16 protein-coding genes are annotated in these 19465 nt (G+C 60.8%); 10 read left to right on the top strand and 6 right to left on the bottom strand.

Annotated features, from left to right (window positions below; genetic code table 11):
* Positions 1–9 precede the first annotated feature (9 nt).
* Positions 10–2751, top strand: coding sequence for an aconitate hydratase AcnA (acnA, locus tag I5S59_RS06375; protein WP_197875867.1), 2742 nt, complete (start codon positions 10–12; stop codon positions 2749–2751).
* A gap of 237 nt (positions 2752–2988) precedes the next feature.
* Positions 2989–4554, top strand: a complete 1566-nt coding sequence (locus tag I5S59_RS06370; RefSeq protein WP_197875866.1) for a methyl-accepting chemotaxis protein — start codon at positions 2989–2991, stop codon at positions 4552–4554.
* Between the two features lie 42 nt (positions 4555–4596).
* Here the strand turns inward: I5S59_RS06370 and I5S59_RS06365 are convergent, their stop codons facing one another.
* The 4 genes from I5S59_RS06365 to I5S59_RS06350 all read right to left on the bottom strand — a co-directional run bounded on the left by I5S59_RS06365 (position 4597) and on the right by I5S59_RS06350 (position 6700).
* A complete protein-coding gene (locus I5S59_RS06365; protein WP_197875865.1) occupies positions 4597–5484 on the bottom strand; it encodes a pseudouridine synthase in 888 nt (295 codons plus the stop codon).
* Positions 5485–5535: 51 nt separating this feature from the next.
* Complete coding sequence (locus tag I5S59_RS06360) at positions 5536–5847, bottom strand: transcriptional regulator (RefSeq protein ID WP_197875864.1); 312 nt, start codon at positions 5845–5847, stop codon at positions 5536–5538.
* A gap of 90 nt (positions 5848–5937) precedes the next feature.
* A complete protein-coding gene (locus I5S59_RS06355; protein ID WP_197875863.1) occupies positions 5938–6369 on the bottom strand; it encodes a D-Ala-D-Ala carboxypeptidase family metallohydrolase in 432 nt (143 codons plus the stop codon).
* Between the two features lie 94 nt (positions 6370–6463).
* Positions 6464–6700: a glutaredoxin family protein gene (locus I5S59_RS06350; protein WP_197875862.1), complete on the bottom strand. Its 237-nt coding sequence runs from the start codon at positions 6698–6700 to the stop codon at positions 6464–6466.
* Positions 6701–6877: 177 nt separating this feature from the next.
* Between I5S59_RS06350 and I5S59_RS06345 the strand changes: the two genes are divergently transcribed.
* The gene (locus tag I5S59_RS06345) at positions 6878–8836 is read left to right on the top strand and encodes a monovalent cation:proton antiporter-2 (CPA2) family protein (RefSeq protein ID WP_197875861.1); all 1959 of its coding nucleotides are present in this window, start codon (positions 6878–6880) and stop codon (positions 8834–8836) included.
* Here I5S59_RS06345 and I5S59_RS06340 read toward each other — a convergent pair whose 3' ends face one another.
* Positions 8837–10045: an ammonium transporter gene (locus tag I5S59_RS06340; protein WP_197875860.1), complete on the bottom strand. Its 1209-nt coding sequence runs from the start codon at positions 10043–10045 to the stop codon at positions 8837–8839. It abuts the gene before it with no gap.
* Positions 10046–10348: 303 nt separating this feature from the next.
* Here I5S59_RS06340 and I5S59_RS06335 point away from each other — a divergent pair, with 303 nt between their 5' ends.
* From I5S59_RS06335 to I5S59_RS06310, 6 genes are all read left to right on the top strand, one after another.
* Positions 10349–10663 (top strand): DUF883 family protein, encoded by a 315-nt coding sequence (locus I5S59_RS06335; RefSeq protein ID WP_197875859.1) that lies wholly within the window; start codon positions 10349–10351, stop codon positions 10661–10663.
* Positions 10664–10671: 8 nt separating this feature from the next.
* Complete coding sequence (locus I5S59_RS06330) at positions 10672–11049, top strand: phage holin family protein (protein WP_197875858.1); 378 nt, start codon at positions 10672–10674, stop codon at positions 11047–11049.
* On the top strand, positions 11046–11378 hold the full coding sequence (locus I5S59_RS06325; RefSeq protein WP_197875857.1) for a hypothetical protein: 333 nt from the start codon (positions 11046–11048) through the stop codon (positions 11376–11378). The genes I5S59_RS06330 and I5S59_RS06325 overlap by 4 nt, the downstream gene beginning before the upstream one ends.
* Positions 11379–11483: 105 nt before the next feature.
* Positions 11484–12815, top strand: coding sequence for a deoxyguanosinetriphosphate triphosphohydrolase (locus tag I5S59_RS06320; RefSeq protein WP_197875856.1), 1332 nt, complete (start codon positions 11484–11486; stop codon positions 12813–12815).
* Positions 12816–13116: 301 nt separating this feature from the next.
* Positions 13117–13743 carry a response regulator transcription factor gene (locus tag I5S59_RS06315; protein WP_197875855.1) on the top strand — a complete coding sequence of 209 codons (627 nt, stop codon included), beginning with the start codon at positions 13117–13119 and terminating at the stop codon, positions 13741–13743.
* An 8-nt stretch (positions 13744–13751) separates the two neighbouring features.
* The gene (locus I5S59_RS06310) at positions 13752–17411 is read left to right on the top strand and encodes a transporter substrate-binding domain-containing protein (protein ID WP_197875854.1); all 3660 of its coding nucleotides are present in this window, start codon (positions 13752–13754) and stop codon (positions 17409–17411) included.
* Positions 17412–17452: 41 nt separating this feature from the next.
* On the opposite strand, the gene I5S59_RS06305 is transcribed toward I5S59_RS06310, so the two are convergent.
* Positions 17453–17797: a YggL family protein gene (locus tag I5S59_RS06305; RefSeq protein ID WP_128326127.1), complete on the bottom strand. Its 345-nt coding sequence runs from the start codon at positions 17795–17797 to the stop codon at positions 17453–17455.
* Positions 17798–18000: 203 nt separating this feature from the next.
* Here I5S59_RS06305 and dacB point away from each other — a divergent pair, with 203 nt between their 5' ends.
* A complete protein-coding gene (gene dacB, locus I5S59_RS06300; RefSeq protein WP_197875853.1) occupies positions 18001–19464 on the top strand; it encodes a D-alanyl-D-alanine carboxypeptidase/D-alanyl-D-alanine-endopeptidase in 1464 nt (487 codons plus the stop codon).
* Position 19465: the final 1 nt, after the last annotated feature.

The following is a 19465-nucleotide window of genomic DNA, read 5'->3' as shown; positions in this document are numbered from 1 at the left end:
GAGTTGGTAATGCCCTCGCTCGATAGCCTGAAAACACGCAAAACACTGACGGTCGCCGACCGTCCCTATGATTACTTCAGCCTGACCGAAGCCGCCAGGCACCTCGGTGACCTGCAGCGCCTGCCCATGTCGCTGAGGGTGCTGCTGGAAAACCTGCTGCGCTGGGAGGACGGCAAAACCGTGACCGGCGACGATCTGGTGGCCCTGGCTGGCTGGCTCAAGACGCGCAGCTCCACCCGCGAGATCCAGTACCGCCCGGCCCGGGTGTTGATGCAGGATTTCACCGGCGTACCGGCGGTAGTCGACCTGGCAGCCATGCGCGCGGCCATGGCCAAGGCCGGTGGTGATCCGCAGCGGATCAACCCGCTGTCGCCGGTGGACCTGGTCATAGACCACTCCGTCATGGTTGACCGCTACGCCAGCCAGCAAGCCTTTGCCCAGAACGTCGACATCGAGATGCAGCGCAATGGCGAGCGTTATGCGTTCCTGCGCTGGGGCCAGAATGCCTTCGACAATTTCAGCGTGGTGCCTCCGGGCACCGGTATCTGCCATCAGGTCAACCTTGAATACCTGGGCCGCACCGTGTGGACGCGCGAGGAAGACGGCACCACGTACGCCTTCCCGGACACCCTGGTCGGTACCGACTCGCACACCACCATGATCAACGGCCTGGGTGTACTCGGCTGGGGCGTGGGCGGCATCGAAGCGGAGGCGGCCATGCTCGGCCAGCCTGTGTCGATGCTGATCCCCGAAGTCATCGGCTTCAAACTGACCGGTAAACTGCGCGAAGGCATCACCGCCACTGATCTGGTGCTGACCGTCACGCAGATGCTGCGCAAAAAAGGTGTGGTGGGCAAGTTTGTCGAATTCTACGGTGACGGTCTGGCCGACCTGCCGCTGGCCGACCGCGCCACCATCGCCAACATGGCTCCGGAGTATGGTGCCACCTGCGGCTTTTTCCCGGTGGACCAGATTACCCTCGACTACCTGCGCCTCTCGGGCCGCCCCGAAGACACAGTGATGCTGGTAGAGGCCTACTGCAAAGCGCAGGGGCTGTGGCGCCTGCCCGGCCAGGAACCGGAATTCACCGACACCTTGGCGCTGGACATGCACGACGTCGAAGCCAGCCTCGCCGGCCCTAAACGTCCTCAGGACCGGGTGGCGCTGTCGCAGGTCAGCCAGGCCTTCGACAGTTTTCTTGGCCTGCAGCTGCGGGCTCCGGCCAAGGACGTCGGCCGCCTGGAAAGCGAAGGCGGCGGCGGTGTCGCCGTAGGCAATGCTGACCAGGCCGGCGAGGTCAGTTATGAACAGGATGGCCAGCGTCATCTGCTGCGCGATGGCGCCGTGGTGATCGCCGCCATAACCTCCTGCACCAACACCTCGAACCCCAGCGTGATGATGGCAGCAGGCCTGGTGGCGAAGAAAGCCGTCGAAAAAGGCCTGACGCGCAAACCCTGGGTCAAAAGTTCGCTGGCCCCCGGCTCCAAGGTGGTCACCGACTACTACAAGGCTGCTGGCCTGACGCCCTACCTCGACCAACTGGGCTTCGACCTGGTCGGCTACGGCTGCACGACCTGCATCGGCAACTCAGGGCCACTGGACGACGCTATCGAGAAAGCCATTACCGGTGCCGACCTGACAGTCGCCTCTGTGCTCTCGGGAAACCGCAACTTCGAGGGCCGCGTGCATCCGCTGGTAAAAACCAACTGGCTGGCATCACCGCCACTGGTGGTGGCTTATGCTCTGGCTGGCAGCGTGCGCGTGGACCTGGCCCGTGACTCGCTGGGTACCGGTAAAGACGGCAAGCCGGTGTACCTGCGCGATATCTGGCCGAGCCAGGCGGAAATCGCCGCCGCAGTGGCCAGCGTCGACACCGCCATGTTCAACAAGGAATATGCCGAAGTCTTCGCCGGTGACGCCCAATGGCAGGCCATCGAAGTACCGCAGGCAGCGACTTATGTGTGGCAGGACGACTCCACCTATATCCAGCACCCGCCCTTTTTCGACGACATCACCGGGCCGCTGCCCGTGGTGGAAGATATTCACGGTGCCCGGGTACTGGCCTTGCTGGGGGACTCGGTCACCACCGACCACATCTCCCCTGCAGGCAACATCAAGGCCGACAGCCCGGCCGGACGTTACCTGCGTGAAAAAGGCGTGGAGCCCCGCGACTTCAACTCGTACGGCTCGCGCCGGGGCAACCATGAGGTAATGATGCGCGGCACCTTTGCCAACATCCGTATCCGCAACGAAATGCTTGGCGGTGAAGAAGGTGGCAACACCCTGTATGTGCCCACGGGCGAAAAACTGGCGATCTATGACGCCGCCATGCGCTATCAGGCCGACGGCACCCCGCTGGTAGTCATTGCAGGCCAGGAATACGGCACCGGCTCCAGCCGCGACTGGGCCGCCAAGGGTACCAACCTGCTAGGGGTCAAGGCGGTACTGGCAGAGAGCTTCGAACGTATTCACCGCTCCAACCTGGTGGGCATGGGCGTACTGCCGCTGCAGTTCATCGACGGTCACACCCGCAAAACCCTGGCACTCGATGGCAGCGAGCGCATCGACATCCTCGGACTGAGCAACACCACCGTGCAACCACACATGACACTCACGCTGAAGATCACCCGCACGGACGGCAATCACCAACAGATCGACGTCCTGTGCCGTATCGATACGCTCAACGAAGTGGAGTACTTCAAGGCAGGCGGCATCCTCCACTATGTGCTGCGGCAGCTGATCGCAGCCTAAGGGAATGGCCCGGCCCTTGTGGCCGGGCCATCCTTCATCGACTGAAACCCACCGGTTACCGACTGACTTTTGTGTCAAAAACATGAAACAATGCAGTCATATTGCTGAACTTTGCGCGAATTTCGTAGCACGGGCCATTGCCTGACTCCATGCCCCAGGTCAATAACCACAAATATTCATTCAACAAACCCCTCACGCTGCCGATACCCCTCGAAAGCCTTGCGGATTGAACAGCTTATGCGTAACAACCAGCCGATTACCCAGCGCGAACGGACTTTCCCTGCTCAACAACGCTTGATCTCGACCACCGATACCAAAGGTGTCATTACCTATTGCAACGACGCCTTCGTCGAGATCAGTGGCTTCTCCCGCGAGGAGCTGATGCGTGCACCGCACAACCTGGTGCGCCATCCGGACGTACCGGCGGCCGTGTTTGCCCATATGTGGTCCACCCTCAAGCAAGGCTTGCCGTGGATGGGCATCGTCAAGAACCGTTGTAAAAGTGGCGACCACTACTGGGTAAACGCCTACGTCACGCCGGTGTTCGAGAACAACCAGGTGGTCGGCTTCGAATCGGTACGGGTCAAACCCACCGCCGAACAGATCCGTCGCGCCGAGGCGCTGTACCAACGCATAAACGAAGGCAAGTCGGCAGTCCCGCGTCGCGATCAATGGCTGCCGGTGGTGCAGGACTGGCTGCCGTTCATTTTGATTAGCCAGATGGGCTTTCTGATCGGTAGCTGGCTGGGCCACTCCTGGGGCTTCGCCCTGGCTGCCGGCCTGTCGGTGCCGCTGGGCCTGCTGGGCCTGAGCTGGCAACAACGTGGCCTCAAGCGCCTGCTGCGCCTGGCCGAGCAATCGACCTCCGACCCACTGATTGCGCAGATGTACACCGACAGCCGCGGCGTTCAGGCGCGACTGGAAATGGCCATGCTCAGTCAGGACGCACGCATGAAAACCTGCCTGACCCGCCTGCAGGACACGGCCGAGCACCTCAACGAGCAAGCACGCCAGTCCGATGCCCTGGCCCACAACAGCTCGACGGGCCTGGAGCGCCAGCGCGTCGAGACCGAACAGGTCGCCGCCGCCGTCAACCAGATGGCCGCTACAACACAGGAAGTGGCCAACCACGTCCAGCGTACGGCGGATGCCACCCAGGAAGCCAACCGCCTGACCGGTCGTGGCCGCGACATCGCCGGCGAAACCCGCGAAGCGATTCAGCGCCTGTCTGCGGCTGTCGGTGAAACCGGCTTGACCGTTACGCAACTGGCCCGCGACAGCGATGAGATCGGCGGCGTGGTCGATGTGATCAAAGGCATTGCCGACCAGACCAACCTGCTGGCGCTCAACGCTGCCATTGAAGCTGCGCGAGCGGGCGAAATGGGCCGTGGCTTTGCCGTGGTGGCCGACGAAGTCCGTCAACTGGCCCAGCGCACCAGCGAGTCGACCGGCCAGATCCACGGCCTGATCGCCAAGCTGCAGCAAACCGCCAGCAACGCTGTGCAAACCATGGAAGCGGGCCATCGTCAGGCCGAGGAAGGCGTGGCGCGGGTAATGGAAGCTGACCAGGCGCTGGTCGGCATCAGCGAAGCAGTGGCCAACATCACTGACATGGCCACCCAGATTGCTGCTGCCACCGAAGAGCAAACCGCCGTGGCCGATGAAATCAGCCGCAACATCAGCACCATTGCCGACCTGGCTGACCAGACGTCCGAGCAGGCCCAGCATTCGGCGCTGCTCAGCGAAGAGCTGACCCGCACTGCAACCACTCAATACTCGCTGGTCGAGCGCTTCAACCGTTAAACGCAGACGGCGCACCTGCCAACAGGTGCGCCGCCCCCCGCCTTACCAGTCGAGCGTCAGCCGACTTTCGAAAACACGCTCCTCGCCAGTCAACGGGTCATTGAAGCGCAAACGCTGCGCCAACAGCTTCAGGGGCTTGGCGTAATCATCCTGGTCTTCCAGCACTTGTGGATAAAACGGATCGTTGCAGATACTCGCGCCCAGCGCCGCCATGTGCACGCGCAACTGATGTGTCTTGCCGGTGATGGGCGATAATCCGTAGCGCCACAGCTCGCCGTTTTTCTCCAGCACCTGGGCATGGGTTTCGCTGTTGCTCTGCCCTTCGACTTCCTGCATGCGGAAGAACGGCTCGCCACTGACCATACGGCTCTTGTGCACCCGCGGGAACGGCAGATCAGGCAACGCATGGGCAATGGCCTGGTAATGCTTGTCGATCTGGCGATTGGGGAACAGTGACTGGTAGGCCGAGCGGCTTTGTGGGTTGGCGGAAAACAGCACCAGCCCTGCGGTGTGACGATCGATGCGATGCAGCGGCACCAGGTTCGGGTTGTCCAGGCGGCGAATCAGTCGACGCAGCAAGGTGTGTTCGACGTATTCGCCTGTGGGGGTAACCGGCAGAAAGTGTGGTTTGTCTGCCACCACCAGGTGCTCGTCCACGTGCAGGATCTGCTCCTGGAACGGAATCGGCTTTTCGTTGGGTACTTCACGAAAATAGTGAATGCGCAGCCCTTGCTTGTAGGCCAGTGTCGCACTGATCGGTGTACCCTGGGCGTCCAGCACCCGGCCCCGCGCAATCCGGTCGAGCCACTGCTCGCGACCAATCGCCTTGAAATGCTCGCTCAGGCAGTCGAGCACGGTTGCCCAGTTGCCAGGTGGCAGGCACACCGTGCTGGCCTGGTGCTGGGCGGGATCAAACGGGACGGCGGCCATGAAAGTGCTCTTGACGAATGGGGCCGCCCATTATCCCGCATGCCCGGCACCTCAGCCAGCCTGGATTGCCGCCGCCTCGGTGAACTCCTTGAGCCAGCGCAGCACATCGACGGCCTCCCAGCGACCCGGGTCGTACAGCGCATAGAGCAACCCCTGATAACCCACCACATCCAGCGGACGATGGTAGCCGGCACGCTGGAACAGCGCCTCGATCTCGGCAAAGCAGGTATTGAAGTGCAATTTGTTGAAGGGCGTCTTGCCCTCCAGCACCAGCCCATCGAGGCGCAACTCAACCACCGCCTCACTCACCAGGTCGGTGGACATGCGATTGACGGTGTATTTCAGTTGTTCAACGTTGACCATGGCTGGAACCCTCGAGGCAGACGCCACCTCTGTACTGTATTTATATACAGCATATGCAGACTCGTCAGGCGCGTCAATCAGCGCCAATTGTCAGACCAGGCCAGACAAGTACCCCGTACCTTTGCGAATAGTCAGGATTTCCCGGCGCAACGGGCCGTCTGCCAAGGCCAGGTGAACCCACTTGTCGTATTCGAGAATCAGTTGATCGAATTCCAGCGGACTGTCGGCAATCGCCTGCGCCAATTGCTTTGGCGTAAGGTTCGGAACAATGAAATCGGCCGCAAGGCCCTTGCAGTGCGCGCTGTTGGTCGAGCCGCCGACTGCCCCGTTGAGCGCCGGAGAACGGTACCCGCTGCTGATCAGTACGGGGCCGCCCACCAAGCTGCGCACCTGTTCCAGAAAGGTGCAAAGGCGCAACAGATTGCCAAGGGCGTGGGAACTCGGTGTGTTTTCAATACCCAGGCGTGGCGCACTGACGGATACCGTCATTTCTTCCAGGGTGAAGTGGTCGGTCAGTTTCATGGTTGGCACTCCTTGGCCTGTTGAAAGGCCAGGGATTGTCCACAATCAACGCACCCGTTACACGACAGGAAGCCTTACCGCCGCCGTGCAAGCCTCAACGTAGAAACGCCACCACTTGATCAGCATCGAACGGCCAGTTCAGTTCGGCGCCAGTATCGCAGCGACGCAGCACCGGTATTTTCAGTGCGTATCGCTCGAGCCAGGTCTCTTGCTCGGCGATATCGACCAGCTCGACCAGCAGACCGTGCTCGACAAACGGCATCAACAGGGCTTCAGCCACTTCACACAGATGACACCCCAGGGTACCGAACAGTTGGCATTCAGGAGGCATTTACACTTACCGACAGAAGGACGAAAGGAAGATTATTCTAGGTCTGCCACCGGAGCCAGTCGAGCACAGGCACTGGATATTCTGCCTCGACTCGGCTACTGATTCAGATCAGCACACGGGCAGCCGCTATCGAGCACAGTGCCTGGTTTTTCACCACTTTCCTACATGGAGTGTTTTGTGTTCGCCAACCTGCTGATCATCCTGGCTTCGTCGCTGGTCGTCATTGCCATTTTCCGGCGCCTGCAGCTGCCACCCGTGCTGGGTTACCTGTGCGTCGGTCTGTTCGTCGGCCCGACTGCGCTCAACTGGGTCAATGAAAGCGAAGACCTGCCCGACCTGGCCGAGATGGGTGTGGTATTCCTGCTGTTCTCCCTGGGCCTGGAATTTTCGCTGTCGAAAATGCTGGCCTTGCGTAGCGTGGTATTCGGGCTGGGCAGCTTACAGGTGGGCTGTTCGGCGATCCTGCTGGCCGGGCTCCTTGCGCTGCTGGGTATGCCCGCCAACGCAGCGCTGTTGCTGGGTGCCGGCCTGGCCCTGTCATCCACTGCCATTGTCAGTAAAGAACTGACCAGCCTTGGCGAAATTTTCAGCAGCCACGGCCAGAACGCGATTGGTGTGCTGCTGTTCCAGGACGTGGTAGCGGTGCTGCTGCTGACCCTGGTACCGGTGTTTGCCGGTGAAAGTGGCCAGGCCTGGTATTGGGCATTGCCGCTGACCCTGGGTAAAACCGTGATTCTCTTCGTCGGCCTGCTGCTGGCCAGTCGATGGCTGCTGCCGCGCCTGTTCCACGAAGTGGCAAGCTCCCATTCTGCAGAACTGTTTGTGTTGCTGGCACTGGTGATAGTCCTGCTGACCGCCTGGCTCACGCACCTGCTTGGCTTGTCGCCGGCGCTGGGCGCGTTCCTGGCCGGCATGCTGCTGGGTGAGAGCAACTACCGGCACCAGATCGAAGCCGACATCCGCCCCTTCCGCGACATCCTCCTGGGGCTGTTTTTCGTCAGTATCGGCATGCTGATCGACCTGCAACTGTTTGCCAGCCACGGGCTGGAAATTCTCGCCCTGACCCTCGGACTGCTGGTGATCAAAGGCTGCGTGGTCGCCGCACTGGTGCGCGTGCGCGGCAGTGACGCCGAGACAGCCTGGCGCAGCGGCCTGGCCCTGGCGCAAGGTGGCGAGTTCTGTTTCGCCCTGATGGCACAGATGCAACAAACCCACCTGCTCCCCGAAGCGATAGGCAACCTGTTGCTGGCGGCCACGTTCTGCTCGATGGTGCTCACCCCGCTGCTGCTGCGCGCCGCACCGCGCATCGCCGCTCACCTGCACCGCAAACCCAACCAGGAAGTGCAACTGGAAGCTATCGAGGCACAAAGCGCGGCAATGAACAGTCACGTGCTGATTTGCGGCTACGGCCGGGTCGGACAGTCGATCGGGCGTTTTCTGCGCCGTGAAAACATCCCGTTCATCGCCCTGGATGACGACCCTGTCCGGGTTCAGGAAGCGGCTGCCGGCGAAAATTGCGTGCACTACGGTGACTCGCGCCGCGGCGAACTGCTCAGCGCCATCGGCCTTGAACGCGCACGCCTGCTGGTGATTGCCGTGGACCAGACTGACATCGCCACGAGCGTGCTCAAAGCGGCGCGCGAGCGCAATGACCAGATACAGATCCTGGTGCGCACGCGCGATGACAGTCAGCGTGAAGCGTTGCTGGCCGCCGGCGCAACCGCCGTGGTACCGGAGCTGCTGGAGTCGAGCCTGATGCTGGCGTCACACGCGCTGGTCATGCTCGGGCTGCCGATGGATCATGTCCAGGCCCGCATCGACGAGGTGCGCCAGACGCGCTATCGGATGCTCCAGGCGTTCTACCACGGTGCCCAGACCAGCCCGATGGACAGCGAAGGCCAGCCCAAGGCAATGATGCATGCTGTCAACCTCAACCCTGACGCCTATGCGTGCGGCCGACCGCTGAGTGAGCTGGGCCTGGAGCAGCTAGGCGTCCAGGTACAAGCTGTGCAGCGCGATGGCGCAGAGCTGAGCGTAGATCCCGACACCTGCCTGCATGCCGGTGACGCGGTCCTGTTGAGCGGCCCGCTGCCAGCGCTTTCAGCCTCTGAAGCGCGCCTGGTTGGCGGCCGGTAGTCAATCCTGGCTGGTGGCGCCGATCTTGTGGATCGACAGGTCGGCGCCGTAATACTCCTGCTCCTGACTCAAGCGCAGGCCAAGCAGCAGCTTGATTACCCCATAAACGGCGAAACCGCCCAGCAGCGCCACCATCACCCCGGCCAGGCTGCCGATCAGCTGGCTGATCAGGCTGACACCGCCCAGGCCGCCCAATGCGGTCTGGCCGAAGATCCCGCAGGCGATGCCGCCCCACACGCCGCACAACCCGTGCAACGGCCAGACACCGAGGACATCGTCGATTTTCCAGGTGTTCTGCGCGGCGGTGAAACAGGTCACGAACAAGACACCGGCAATCGCCCCGGTAACCAGCGCACCCACCGGGTGCATCAGGTCCGAGCCGGCACACACGGCCACAAGCCCTGCCAACGGACCATTGTGAAGAAAGCCCGGGTCGTTGCGGCCAACCAGCAACGCGGCCACCGTACCACCGACCATGGCCATCAACGAGTTGATCGCGACCAGGCCACTGACTGCTTGCAGGGTTTGTGCACTCATGACGTTAAAGCCAAACCAGCCGACGATCAGAATCCACGACCCCAGGGCGAGAAACGGAATGTTCGAAGGCGCGAATGCCACCAGCTTGCCGTCCCGGTAACGGCCGTTGCGCGGCCCCAGCAACAGCACGGCAGCCAGCGCCAGCCACCCACCCATGGCGTGCACCACAACGGAACCGGCGAAATCGTGAAAGCTGGCGCCGAACTGTGCATGCAGCCAGGGCTGGACACCCAGGTTGCTATTCCAGACGATGCCTTCAAAAAACGGGTAGACGAACGCCACAATCAAAACCGTGGCGCACAACTGAGGGGCGAATCGGGCACGCTCGGCAATACCACCGGAGATGATCGCCGGAATGGCCGCTGCAAACGTCAGCAGGAAAAAGAACTTCACCAGGCTGTAGCCGTGATCGCCGCTGAGCACGGCAGCAGGCTGCAGGAAGCTCACCCCATAAGAAACCCAATATCCCACGAAGAAGTACGCCAGCGTCGACACGGCAAAATCACTGAGTATTTTGGACAACGCATTGACCTGGTTCTTGTGACGCACCGTGCCCACTTCAAGAAAAGCGAACCCGGCATGCATGGCCAGCACCATGACCGCGCCGAGCAGAATAAAGAGCGTATTGGCACCGTGGACCAGGGTGTCCACTGCACTTTGCAGGTTTTCCATATATCGGCAGGCCTTTCAAAAAAAGCACCAAGACAGCGCGCAGCCACCCCTTGTCGCACCAACCTGGATCGTCTTATCGCCACCTCCCTGGCTGATCCCGCTGATCGCTGGAGTTTTTCCTTGGGTTTGTCGTGGATTGGGTTAAGGTTTACAGGCCAGGGCATTCATTCGCCAACAAATCCGGCGCCAGCCCAGAACCTGGATACCCCCTGCTCCAGCAAAACCTGTACCAGTGTTTTTTGTGCTGAACCTTCGCCGGCACCCGCGACTCGAAATAGCCATACACCATCAAGGAGAGCCCCCATGACCAGCAAATCAGCAAAGACTGCTCAAGACATACTGATGGCCGACTTCCAGGCCTTGGTACGGGATACCGAAAAGCTGCTGGAACATACTGCGACGCTGGCGGGCGATCAGGCCGACGAATTGCGCAGCGAGATCCACGACAGCCTGGTCCGGGCCCGGGAAACCCTGCAACACACCCAGGACTCGCTGCGTGAGCGTGGCCAGGAAGCCCTGAGCGCCACGGAAGACTACGTTCAAAGCAACCCCTGGCAATCGATCGGCATCGCCGCCGGGGTCGGCTTTCTGATCGGCCTGCTGGCCAGCCGCCGCTGAGGATGGACATGGAAAGCGAATCGTCCTCTACCAGTTCGGCATCGAGCAAGCGCCTGGGCGCAGCCGTCCTCGGCCTGCTGCATGGTCATGTGGAACTGTTTGGCATCGAGCTGCAGGAGCAAAAAGCGCGTACCTTGCGCCTGCTGTTGTTTGCAGGCCTGGGTCTGGTGTTTGCACTGCTGTTGCTGGTGGCCCTCTCGGCTCTGGTACTGGTGCTGCTTTGGGACAGCTATCGCCTGGCCGGGGTCATCGGCCTGTGCGTGTTCTATGGCGTGGCAGCGTTGTATTGCAGCCTGCGCCTGAAAGCGGCGGTGTTCGACGAGTCATCACCCTTCAGCTCGACCCTCGAAGAACTCGCCAAAGACCGGGAGCGCCTGTTGCCATGAGCCTGCCTGAGCTACCGAATACCCGAAACCGACGCGAGCTGCGCAAGGCCCTGGTACGCCTGCGCCTGGAAATGCACCGCCAGGAAATTCGTCATGAGTCTGCGCAGATGCTCGCCCCGCTAACCCGCTTGCGCGCCATGGGCGACAGCCTGCACAGCGGCCTGGGTATCAAGCACGCGCCGCTGTGGGGCATCGGCGCCGTGGTGATCTTGGGCTTCCTGACCGGCAAGGGCACCAAAAACGGCAGCCTGAGCAGGATAATCCGCCTGAGCAGCAGCCTGCTGCCTTTGCTCAAGCTGGTTGTGCAGGGTGCCGCCAGCAAACGCTGAGTCACGTGCCCGCGCGTCGCTACGCGCGGGCGCTCAACGACAGGCTTGCAGCCTTGGCGCCGACACGGGAAGCTACACGCATGCCCCTGTATCGGAGAACTGGCCTTGGATTGGCACACCCTGCTCACCCGCGAACGTCTTGGTAAAGTCCTGCACAGCCCCGAAGAACTGGGCCGCAGCCCCTTTCACAAGGACCATGACCGGATCATCTTCTCCGGCGCCTTCCGCCGCCTGGGGCGCAAGACCCAGGTACACCCGGTGTCCAGCAACGACCATATCCATACCCGCCTGACCCACTCGCTGGAGGTCAGCTGCGTAGGCCGCTCACTGGGTATGCGCGTCGGTGAAACACTGCGCGACCGGCTGCCACAATGGTGCGAGCCCAGCGACCTGGGCATGGTCGTGCAGTCAGCGTGCCTTGCCCACGACATCGGCAACCCGCCCTTTGGCCACTCCGGTGAAGATGCCATCCGCCATTGGTTCCAGCAGGCGGCAGGACGCGGCTGGCTCGACGCCATGACCGACGCCGAACGGGGCGACTTCCTCAACTTCGAAGGCAATGCCCAGGGTTTCCGGGTACTGACCCAACTGGAGTACCACCAGTTCGACGGTGGCACGCGCCTGACCTATGCCACCCTGGGGACCTACCTGAAATACCCCTGGACGGCGCGTCATGCCGATGCGCTGGGTTACAAAAAACACAAGTTCGGCTGCTACCAGAGCGAACTTCCCCTGCTTGAGCAAATCGCCCTCAAACTCGGCTTGCCACAGCTTGAAGAGCAACGCTGGGCGCGGCACCCGCTGGTGTACCTGATGGAGGCTGCCGACGACATCTGTTACGCCTTGATCGACCTGGAAGATGGCCTGGAAATGGAATTGCTCGACTACCCGGAAGTGGAGTCGCTGCTGCTCAACCTGGTTGGCGACGACCTGCCGGAAACCTATCGCCAGCTAGGCCCGAATGATTCCAGGCGGCGCAAGCTGGCCATCCTGCGTGGCAAGGCCATCGAACACCTGACCAATGCCGCCGCCCGCGCCTTTGTCGAGCAGCACGACGCCCTGCTGGCGGGACAGTTGCAAGGCGATCTGGTCGAACACATGCACGGCCCGGCCAAGCGCTGCGTGTTGCAGGCCAAAGACATGGCGCGCAAGAAAATCTTCCAGGACAAGCGCAAGACACTTCATGAGATCGGTGCCTACACCACGCTTGAAGTGCTGCTCAACTCCTTCTGCGGTGCAGCGCTTGAACAACACGGCGGGCGCTCCCCTTCGTTCAAAAGCCGACGCATCCTCGACCTGCTTGGCAACAACGCCCCCGCCCCTTCAGCGCCCCTGCACACCTCGTTCATGCGCATGATCGACTTCATCGCCGGCATGACCGACAGCTATGCCAGCGAAATGGCGCGCGAGATGACTGGCAACTCAAGCCCGGTTTGAAACCATCAGCCAGGTGGGCCACGCATGCCATCCGCGCGCCTGGCCCGCCGCCCCAGTAACGCAATGTAGGATTAAACTTACACAAACTCTCTGACATTAAACAAATTTACCAAACAGACACGAAAAGTTACTAACGGCCGCCCAAACGCTCACACTTCAGAAATCCACCTGTAGTCCTATCCTGCATTTGTAGTGGGATATTTCCTATATGGCGCTTAGCTCCCTTTAAGCGCGTGTGCGACCTGTTCTATCTAGGCTAAGGTGCCCGCTTAATCTCTGGCACTTTACCTGGAACGTTCACATGCACTCTGTATTCATCATCGACGATCACCCGGTCATCCGCCTGGCTGTGCGCATGCTTCTTGAGAATGAAGGCTATTGTGTGGTCGGGGAAACAGACAACGGCGTGGACGCCATGCAAATGGTGCGCGAGTGCCTCCCCGACCTGATCATCCTCGACATCGCCATTCCCCGGCTGGACGGACTGGAAGTCCTCTCTCGCTTTCACTCCATGGCCACGCCACTGAAAACCCTGGTTCTGACCGCGCAATCGCCGGCATTGTTTGCAGTTCGCTGCATGCATTCGGGCGCGGCCGGCTATGTCTGCAAACAAGAAGACCTGGGCGAGTTGCTTCGTGCAATCAAAGCGGTGTTATCGGGTTACAACTATTTCCCCAGTCAGGTCATAAACAACCAGCGCAACGCAGAGAGTGAATCTGGCGAACTGGAACTGTTCAAGAGCGTCAATGACCGCGAACTGATGGTGTTGCAACTTTTTGCCCAGGGTAGAAGCAACAAGGAAATTGCCCAAGGCATGTTCCTCAGCAACAAAACTGTAAGCACCTACAAGAAACGCCTGATGCAGAAGTTGAAAGCCAAATCACTGGTCGAACTCATTGAAATGGCCAAACGCAATGCACTGGTTTGAACCCTGCCATGCCTAGCCGCCTCCTCATAGTCTGCCTGTGCGGCATACTGGCCAGCCTGGGCCTGGCGTCAGCGGTGCGCGCCGAATCAGTCCAGGCCAGGCACTACACCCTGCTGAGTCGCTCGGAAACAACAGACATCCACCTGTCGCTCAATGCCGCGCAGCGACGCTGGGTCGAAGGTAAAAAAGCACTGGTGCTGGGCACCTCGGCACCGGACTACCCGCCTTTTGACATCACTGCCAGTGGCCATGATTACGAAGGCCTGACCGCCGATGTTGCCGGCATACTCGGCAAGGCCCTGGGCTTACCGATCCGGGTAGAGCGCTTTGCCAGCCGTCAGGACGCAGTCAAGGCCCTGAGCCTGGGCCAGATCGACCTGCTGGGCAGTGCCAACGGGTTTGAAGCGGCCACCGCGGGGGTGGTGCTTTCCAGGCCTTACGCGATTGACCAGCCAGTACTGGTAACCCGCGAAAACGAGAGCCGGCCCCTCGACACCGGGCTTGATGGCCTGCGCCTGAGCATGGTCTATCACTACCTGCCGCTTGCAGAAGTGAGGGCCAACTACCCCAACGCAACCATCAAGTCCTACCCTTCCTATCAAAACGCTCTCAATGCGGTGGCCTTCGATCAGGCTGACGTTTTTCTCGGCGACACCATTTCCACCCACTACCTGATCAACCAGGGCCACCTGCAAAACATCAAGATGGCCAACTTCGGCAAGCACGAACCAGTCGGCTTCAGCTTTGCCGTACAGCAAAGCAACCGCACCTTGCTGCAGTTGATCAATGCCACGCTCGACAACATTTCCAACAGTACCCGAGAAGACATTTTCAAACGCTGGAGTGCAGGCAGCGACGTACTGCTGACGGATCGCAAGCTGCAACTTTCACAACGTGAAGAACGCTGGCTGAGTCAACACCCGGTGGTACGCGTGGTCGTCAACGAAACCGCCGCCCCGCTGACATTTTTTGACAGCGCGGGAAATTTCCGCGGGATTGCCGCCGACCTGCTCGAGCTGATCAGGTTGCGCACCGGCCTGCGCTTTGAAGTGCAACGGGCCAATGGCATCAGTGAAATGATTGATCGCCTGAATCAGCGCCAGGCCGATGTGATTGCGGCCATCACCCCGAGCCAGCGCCGGGAAAGCACGCTGGCACTCAGTCGTCCTTACCTGGAAAATTCTTATGTGTTGCTCACCCGCAACGGTGCCAACCAGCCAACCGCAGTTGAGCAACTCCAGGGCCGACGCGTCGCCGTCATTCGCGACAGCCCTTTGGCCGACAGCCTGCGTGAGCGCGTTCCCGGCATCCAGCTGGTAGAGACCGAAAGCAACTTCTACTCCACCTCCATGCTCATCAGCGGGCACGTCGATGCCGTCATAACTACCTTGATCAATGCCAATTACAGCCTGCTTTCGCTACGCGGCCTGGCCATCCGCGGTTCGGTCGGCGCCGAACCTGCAACCTTTTCAATGGCAACCACCAAGGGCGCCCAGGAGCTGGCATCGATTCTGGACAAGGCCCTGCTCAGTATCGCCCCCGAAGAACTGGGTATCATCAATAGCCGCTGGCGGGGCTACAGCACCGAATCCGACGCTTACTGGAGCAAATACCATGACCTTGTGCTGAAAATCGTCCTGGGTACCAGCCTGCTCCTGTTGCTGTCACTGGCCTGGAATGCCTGGATGCGCCGCCAGATCAAGCAACGCGAGGCAGCGGAAAAAGCCCTCGGCGACCAGCTCGAATTCATGCGCACGCTGCTCAACGGCACACCCCACCCCATGTACGTACGTGACCGCGAAGGCTTGCTGCAAAGTTGCAACGACAGCTACCTGCAGGCCGTACAGTTAAGTCTTGATGAAGTGCTGGGCATGCGCATCCAGGAAAGCGCACTGGGCGACAACTGCTATGCCAGCCAGATCCAGGCCGACTATCAACAGGTGATGCGCGAGGGTGTGCCGCTGATCGTCGATCGCCCGCTGTTGCTCAATAACAAGCCGATGACCATCTACCACTGGATCCTGCCCTTTCGCGATTCGCTGGGAGAAGTACAGGGCATTATCGGCGGCTGGATCGATATCAGTGAGCGCCGGCAGCTGATTCAGGACCTGTACCGGGCCAAGCAGCAGGCCGATGACGCCAACCGGGCCAAAAGCACCTTCCTGGCAACCATCAGCCATGAAATCCGCACGCCGATGAACGCCATCCTCGGGATGCTCGAGCTGGCGCTGGAAAAAGCCAACCAGTCACAACTCGACCGGCCCGCCATCGAAGTGGCCTACAGTTCGGCCACAGACCTGCTCGCCCTGATTGGCGACATTCTGGACATTGCCCGGATCGAATCCGGGCACATGACGCTGGCTCCCGAGCAGGTCAGCCTGACAGAGCTGGTAGCCTCTGTCGGGCGGGTCTTTGATGGCCTGGCACGGCAGAAAAACCTCAGCCTGATGGTCCGCATCGCACCCGAGGCCCATTGCGATGCCATGCTGGACCCGCTGCGCTTCAAACAGATCCTGTCGAATCTGGTCAGCAATGCCATCAAGTTCACCGAACAGGGCCAGATCATCATCAGCCTGAACCTGAAGCCCGACAGTGAACCCGACCGCGCCACGCTGGCGCTGACTGTCCAGGACAGCGGCATCGGGATTCGTGAGCAGGACCAGCAGCACCTGTTCCTGCCGTTTGCCCAGGCCAACCCGGACGGCAAGCAGGCACGCAGCAGCACCGGTCTGGGCCTGTCGATCAGCCGTGATCTGTGCCAGCTGATGGGCGGCAGCCTGACGCTGGACAGCGTGTTCGGCCTGGGCACCAGCGTGCACATCAGCATGCCGTTGACGATCATGGCCAGTCAGGCCAGCACCCCTGTCGCCGCTGCGCAACCGAGCATTGCCGTTGCCGCACTCAACGTCCTGGTCGTTGATGACCACCCGGCCAATCTTTTACTACTGGCCCAGCAACTGAACTACCTGGGCCTGCAGCACCAGAGCGCCAACAACGGGAACGAGGGCCTGGAGCAATGGCGCCGGCAGTCATTCGATGTGTTGATCATCGACTGCAACATGCCGGGCATCAACGGCTATCAGCTCACCCGCTTCGTGCGCAGCGAAGAAGCCGAAAGGCAATGGCCGCGCTGCACCATTCTCGGCTACACCGCCAACGCCCAGCCTGAAGTCCGTGAGCAATGCAAACGCGCCGGCATGGATGACTGTCTGCTCAAACCGATCAGCCTCAAAGCACTTGGCCAGCGCCTGGCCAAGGTCTGCCCATTGCCCCATCGCCCTGACATGGAACATTCAAGCCTGTTCGACTTGCAAGGCCTGGCGCCGGTGGTGGGCAGCAACCCTGCCGACCTTCAGGCATTGCTGAAACAGTTGCAGCTCAGTTTTGGCATCGACCGCCAGGCCATGGAAAAGCTGGACCCGAGGCATCACAGCGAAGCGCTGAAGGATGAAGCCCATCGAATCCTTGGCGCTGCACGCATCATCCAGGCCACTACCCTGATCGACGCCTGCGAACAGCTGGAGGCAGGCTGTCAGGCGAGCGCGCCACTATCGACGCTTGCGCATCGACAGCAGCAGGTAACAGCGGCCATGGCCGCCGTAGAACAAGCGTTGGAGCAACACTTACAAAAAACGGGCTCTTCCGGCGCGTCGGCACAGGCGAGCTGAATAAAAAACGGCGGCCACTGGGGCCGCCGTTTCTTCAGGCATCAGGCAACCGGATTGATCGGTTTTTCCGGATACCAGGCGTCCAGCAACGGGCTGACTTCGATTTTGGTCAGTTCGTTGCGGCCTTTGAGCCAGCTTTCAACAGCAGCACGCTGCTCTTCGGTGACCGAGCCACGGTCTGCCTTGCAAACCAGACCGTAGTCGTCGCCGCCGACATAGTCGAGGCCGTTGGCATCCATCGCGTCGTCGAGGAATGCATCGAGGAAGGCATCAATGGCTTCGTCAGACAGGTCTTCTTTGAACTCCAGGTTCAGTTCAAAACCCAGCTCCTGGAATTCATCCACGCAGAGTTTTTTGCGCAGACGGCGGGAACGGTTAGTGGCCATGAAACAATCCTCTTGAGTAATAACGCGCGGCACTTTAACAGTTTCGCCACGAGGTTGCCGGAATAAAAGCCGATATGCCACCCTTTTGCACTGCCCCATCGCCCTGCGCCTTGGGGCATAATGCGCGCTATATTTTTCACACCGGGGCCTTCACCTTTTCACGCCCCTACTTTTCACCCCTCGCTCGCAGGGTTCTATTACACATGATCAAATCTCTACGCCCTCTTCTACTTGCTGGCCTGCTTTTGCCTGTCGCGCTGCCGTCCCAGGCCGAAGCGGTCAACACCACGCTGCCCGCCAAGGTCCAGCAGGCGCTGAAAACCAATAAACTGCAAGACTCGGCCCTGTCCCTGGTGATGCTGCCGCTCAACGGCCCTGGCACGCCAACCGTGTTCAACGCCGACGTCTCGGTCAACCCGGCCTCGACCATGAAGCTGGTGACCACTTATGCTGCCCTGGAACTGCTCGGCCCGACCCACCAGTGGAAAACCGAGTTCTACAGCGACGGCCCGCTGCGCAACGGCACCCTGCAAGGCAACCTCTACCTCAAGGGCGGCGGCGACCCCAAGCTGAACATGGAAAAACTCTGGCTGTTGATGCGCGACCTGCGCGCCAATGGCGTGCAAACCATCAGCGGCGACCTGGTGCTCGACCGCAGCCACTTCGTCCAGCCCGTGCTACCCCAGTTCAACGATGACGGCGGCGACGAAAACAAGCCTTTCCTGGTCAAGCCCGACTCGTTGCTGATCAACCTCAAGGCCTTGCGCTTTGTGGCACGCAACGATGGCGGCAAAGTACTGATTTCGGTCGAACCGCCGATTGCCAGCATCCGCATCGACAACCAGGTCAAGGCCGTCAACGGCAAGCAGTGCACCGGCGACGTGCGTTACAACCCAGTAACACAGGCAGACGGCGTCACCGTCGTAGTCAGCGGCCAGCTGGCCGAGGGCTGCAACTCCCAGACCTACCTGGCGCTGCTCGATCATCCGACTTATGCCGCTGGCGCAGTGCGGGCCATCTGGAACGAACTGGGTGGCACCATCCAGGGCCGCGACCGGATCGACACCGTGCCGAAAAGCGCTCGCCTGCTGGCTCGCGCCTTCTCGCCTGACCTGGTCGAGATTATCCGCGACATCAACAAGTACAGTAACAACACCATGGCCCAACAGCTGTTCCTGAGCCTGGGCGCACAGTTTCGCACCGACGCCGATGGTGACGACGCCCGTGCCGCGCAACGCGTGGTGCGCCAGTGGCTGGCGAAAAAAGGCATCACGGCGCCGCACCTGATCATGGAGAACGGTTCCGGATTGTCGCGTGCCGAACGGGTCAGCACCCGGGAAATGGCAGCCTTGCTGCAGGCGGCCTGGAAAAGCCCCTATGCCGCCGAATTCATCAGTTCGATGCCGCTGGTCGGCATGGACGGCACCATGCGCAAACGCCTCAAACGCACCGCAATGACCGGAGAAGCGCATATCAAGACCGGCACCCTGAATACGGTCCGTGCCATCGCCGGTTACAGCCGCGACAGCAACGGCAATACCTGGGCAGTGGCGGCGATTCTCAACGACCCGAAACCCTGGGGCGCCTCGGCAATTCTCGACCAGGTGCTGCTTGACCTGTACCGCCAGCCAAAACTGGTCAACAGCACGGCCGCGGTCCAACCCTGAA

The organism is Pseudomonas alkylphenolica (assembly GCF_016009175.1).
In the GTDB taxonomy this organism is placed as follows: Bacteria; Pseudomonadota; Gammaproteobacteria; order Pseudomonadales; family Pseudomonadaceae; genus Aquipseudomonas; species Aquipseudomonas alkylphenolica_B.
Note: the sequence above shows the minus strand (reverse complement) of the source record. Positions and strands in the feature narration are given on the sequence as shown.

What these genes read in the sequence shown, in the direction of transcription:
- I5S59_RS06315 (WP_197875855.1), top strand. Translation starts at nt 13,117, where the DNA reads ATGCACTCTGTATTCATCATCGACGATCACCCGGTCATCCGCCTGGCT.
- acnA (WP_197875867.1), top strand. Translation starts at nt 10, where the DNA reads ATGCCCTCGCTCGATAGCCTGAAAACACGCAAAACACTGACGGTCGCC.
- I5S59_RS06335 (WP_197875859.1), top strand. Translation starts at nt 10,349, where the DNA reads ATGACCAGCAAATCAGCAAAGACTGCTCAAGACATACTGATGGCCGAC.
- I5S59_RS06330 (WP_197875858.1), top strand. Translation starts at nt 10,672, where the DNA reads ATGGAAAGCGAATCGTCCTCTACCAGTTCGGCATCGAGCAAGCGCCTG.
- I5S59_RS06325 (WP_197875857.1), top strand. Translation starts at nt 11,046, where the DNA reads ATGAGCCTGCCTGAGCTACCGAATACCCGAAACCGACGCGAGCTGCGC.
- I5S59_RS06365 (WP_197875865.1), bottom strand. Translation starts at nt 5,484, where the DNA reads ATGGCCGCCGTCCCGTTTGATCCCGCCCAGCACCAGGCCAGCACGGTG.
- dacB (WP_197875853.1), top strand. Translation starts at nt 18,001, where the DNA reads ATGATCAAATCTCTACGCCCTCTTCTACTTGCTGGCCTGCTTTTGCCT.
- I5S59_RS06355 (WP_197875863.1), bottom strand. Translation starts at nt 6,369, where the DNA reads ATGAAACTGACCGACCACTTCACCCTGGAAGAAATGACGGTATCCGTC.
- I5S59_RS06310 (WP_197875854.1), top strand. Translation starts at nt 13,752, where the DNA reads ATGCCTAGCCGCCTCCTCATAGTCTGCCTGTGCGGCATACTGGCCAGC.
- I5S59_RS06350 (WP_197875862.1), bottom strand. Translation starts at nt 6,700, where the DNA reads ATGCCTCCTGAATGCCAACTGTTCGGTACCCTGGGGTGTCATCTGTGT.
- I5S59_RS06360 (WP_197875864.1), bottom strand. Translation starts at nt 5,847, where the DNA reads ATGGTCAACGTTGAACAACTGAAATACACCGTCAATCGCATGTCCACC.
- I5S59_RS06370 (WP_197875866.1), top strand. Translation starts at nt 2,989, where the DNA reads ATGCGTAACAACCAGCCGATTACCCAGCGCGAACGGACTTTCCCTGCT.
- I5S59_RS06305 (WP_128326127.1), bottom strand. Translation starts at nt 17,797, where the DNA reads ATGGCCACTAACCGTTCCCGCCGTCTGCGCAAAAAACTCTGCGTGGAT.
- I5S59_RS06340 (WP_197875860.1), bottom strand. Translation starts at nt 10,045, where the DNA reads ATGGAAAACCTGCAAAGTGCAGTGGACACCCTGGTCCACGGTGCCAAT.